Source organism: Butyricicoccus sp. OF27-2pH9A (assembly GCF_027693185.1).
Lineage (GTDB): Bacteria > Bacillota > Clostridia > Oscillospirales > Butyricicoccaceae > Agathobaculum > Agathobaculum butyriciproducens.
On sequence record NZ_JAQEXK010000043.1, the window covers coordinates 1 to 3,274 of the forward strand.

General features: G+C 42.7%; 3 protein-coding genes and 1 pseudogene. 1 reads left to right on the top strand and 3 read right to left on the bottom strand.

Annotation, left to right across the window (positions count from 1 at the left end; genetic code table 11):
- Window positions 1-451 precede the first annotated feature (451 nt).
- From PG722_RS13815 to PG722_RS13825, 3 genes are all read right to left on the bottom strand, one after another.
- On the bottom strand, window positions 452-883 hold the full coding sequence (locus tag PG722_RS13815) for a hypothetical protein (RefSeq protein WP_270580872.1): 432 nt from the start codon (window positions 881-883) through the stop codon (window positions 452-454).
- 104 nt (window positions 884-987) lie between these two features.
- A complete protein-coding gene (locus PG722_RS13820; RefSeq protein ID WP_270580873.1) occupies window positions 988-2,013 on the bottom strand; it encodes a nucleotidyltransferase domain-containing protein in 1,026 nt (341 codons plus the stop codon).
- Between the two features lies 1 nt (window position 2,014).
- On the bottom strand, window positions 2,015-2,503 hold the full coding sequence (locus PG722_RS13825; RefSeq protein ID WP_270580874.1) for an SMODS-associated NUDIX domain-containing protein: 489 nt from the start codon (window positions 2,501-2,503) through the stop codon (window positions 2,015-2,017).
- Window positions 2,504-2,669: 166 nt separating this feature from the next.
- Between PG722_RS13825 and PG722_RS13830 the strand changes: the two are divergent.
- Window positions 2,670-3,274, top strand: a pseudogene (locus PG722_RS13830) (ParB/RepB/Spo0J family partition protein); the annotation flags it as partial.

Sequence of the window (3,274 nt, forward strand, 5' to 3'; positions counted from 1 at the left end):
ACAAAAACTCGGCCTATCGGCATAGTCCAAGATTTCGTCCGCACCCCCTTATCGAGTCTGCAAATAATTTTGCGCATAAATCTTGACGAGATCTCACTCGTCTGTATAATAATTTGACTGTGTGTATACACATTAACACAAAAAGAAGCCGCCAACTCGGAATGGGCAGGCGAGTTGGCGGCCAATTTTTTAGGATGTTTCGTATTCGAAAATTACTAACGTGTTGCAAAAGTGTTGCAAAAATTTTTTTGCGTTTTCAAGGTGTTAGCCAGAGAAGATTATTCCCACTCGCTACTGTTTGAGAAAAACTAAGCGTTTTTAGTTAGTGGAACTTGCTGCTCATATCACTATTATCTTCATTATCAGAATAGGATAGGCTATCTGATTTTGTGTTGCCATAGTGTTGCCAGAACATATAAACCTATTAACAGATATATCTTGATCTGTTTATCTACATTGGTGGGATATTCTTTTTCCCATGAATACCACCGCCAAGCCAATTCCCGGTTTCTCTCCAAATTTCATAATAGAACAACCATAGCGAGGTCCACGGTATGAGCGTTTCTGTCCAAGGTATTTTGTAATCCCATTCATGATATTGGGGGTAATATAAGCATAACGAGCCATCTGCATATAAATGGGGTACCCGCTTACCATTCTCCATTTGTTCAATTCGGGGATGAACAACAAAGACTTTTACCTTTTTTATCCCTTGTTTGGCTTCAAATTTAACTGTGTAGTCTTCTGAATTTATAGTCGGTTTTAAATGAACTATTATCTCGGCCTTTCCACATTTCACATGGCTAATTGCTTCTGGAAAGAATTCCTTTATCTTCGCGATTTGTCCATATAATTCGCTGACTGTGTAATGTTTTTGCGCCATTTTAAACCTATATCATCAATTCCCATAAAACGTGTTTTTCTTAACTTGTGCTCCTAAACCATTGGTATTCAATGTTCCATTCCTATCCATAGATAGTGTACCGTTCACTCTTGCTGCGGTCGTAGCCTTCGCAAACTTAGTAATTGCATAGTCAGTGACCACTTCACCAAACATTTTTTCAAAATTGGATTAATTTCGCTGTTCAGCGTTTTCTGTTTCAGAAGTGTAACATCTGCCGTTAATGCCTTCATCATATCGACGAAATCACGGTAGTTATTTCCCTCCTCCCACTTTTCGGTCAATTTTTCATTCACAACAGGATTCCGGACTTCAAACGGTTGATCTCCGTTGGCACGAATCAAAGCGGTTACATATGTGCAGAATCTATCCAAAACCTGTAGCGTATCACCAGCATAACTCGTGATTTGTCCCATCAGCGTACAGATTATAATACTTCTTACAGGCTCGGTATTATACTTTTCGCAATAAATATCACGATAACGCTTAACCAGCTGCACCGTCCTACGCAAGGGCTCCAATCTGGAAGCAACTTCTTGTTCAGTTACCTTTTCAACTTCACAACAGAATTTTCCCAAATGACTTCGCTCATTGATAATCTGTGTTTTAGCCTGCTGTTCAAACCATTCTGCAAATCCAATCGGATTACTGTGGTGATACCACGCAGCAAGTTCTCGGTCGGGGACAATAATCTCGTGTGTCACAGGATTAACCGACATCCCTGGCATGATATCCATATGAAAATCATTAGCATAGTTAACTCTGACACAGCGCTTTTTCAATTCTACCATATCATTATGAGTTCCATCATGTCGAAGGATTCTAACAATATGATCATATAACTGACGAGGCGACATAGTTGAATTTGTGGGGAGCTCTACAACAAAGTCTATGTCATACTCTTCTTCACTCAATGGCTTGACAGTCGTTTTGAGGCGAAAAGATCCCTGTGGGTACATTTTCAGTTCAATTTCCTTGAAAACAGGATCACTTTGAATAGTATGTGCTATGGTTTCATAGCGTTCTGTAGCTTGTCTATATAAGCTTGGCGATAACTGTAATTTTTCGCAGATTCCGAGTAAAATAGATTCACTATAATTAGTTTGTTTCATTTTACCCTCCAATTAGCCATTCGGCATTATTTCCCACATTTTTCTCAATACCGTTATAACATTGAGAAATCATTTCTTCTGCAGATGCTAAACACAGCATATCTGGATTCCTTGCAACAGCTGCTTTTATGATTTCCTTTTGTTCTGCCGACAGATCCAGTTCAAAGATATCGGCATACACCAATTCATCGCAGCGCATGATTTTTGAATGCAGGACACCTTTGTTATGTACCATGACTTTGCGATATTTCAACCTGCTAAAGGGTTCCTTCGGTAGGAGGTTTGTTTCTAAAAGCTCCTCACAAAATTCACGGTATGGATCATATTCTCGGTCTTTCATCGAATCAAACCATTCCATAAATTTTAGCAGATACCTGCCTTTAATGAAAATTCGCAGGTCATCTGTTTCGTCAACGTTTCCCATTTTGGTATCTGGACGATATTTCCACTTTTCTAAATTAGGCTTTGCAACGGTGTACAAAGGGAACATAATAAAAAACTTAATAATGGACTGCCAATCTTACACAAAGTACCGCCCAAACGAGACTACGGGCGGTATTTTTGTATCATGGCGGAGAAAGGAGGAACTTCCCACGGGGGCTTGACTGAAAAGTTGAGCCCCTTTTTTCATGCCAAAAAACAGGAGGTAAATGCTTATGGCAGATGATAAAACCACAAAAACGCCGGAACAGCCGGTAACGGATAGCGGGCCGGGCAAGGAAACGCCTCCCGCTCCCCCAAAAGAGCCGGAGAAGGTTTCCGTTTCCCCGGAGCCGGAAAAAAAGACGGAACCGGAGGTAAAGAACCCGCAGGTTTCCGTCTATAACTTCGCTGAAATTATGAAGGAAAAGAAGGTCGAGGAACGGGCGGCAGCTCCCAGCGGGGAAAAGCCTGCCCCGGCAAAAACGGAAAAACCGGAAAAGCAGCCGGAGGCTCCGAAGAAAGCGGAGGAAAAACCCAAAGAGCCGGAACAGCCGAAGCGCCGGGGCCGTCCCCCGAAAGCAGATAAGGACAAGGCCGCAACCCCGAAGCCCGAAGCTCCCGCACAGAAACCGGAAAATGCGGTCAAAAAGGAACCGGAGAAAAAAACGGCGCCAACGGTACAGGCCGCTCCCGCTCCGAAGGAACCCGAAAAACCGAAGGATGCACCACGCCGGGGCAAGGAACAGATCGTCTATATCAAGCTGAACGAGCTTCACGCCTTCAAGAACCATCCCTTTGAGGTTCGAGACGATGAAGAAATGCGGGCTATGGTGTCCAG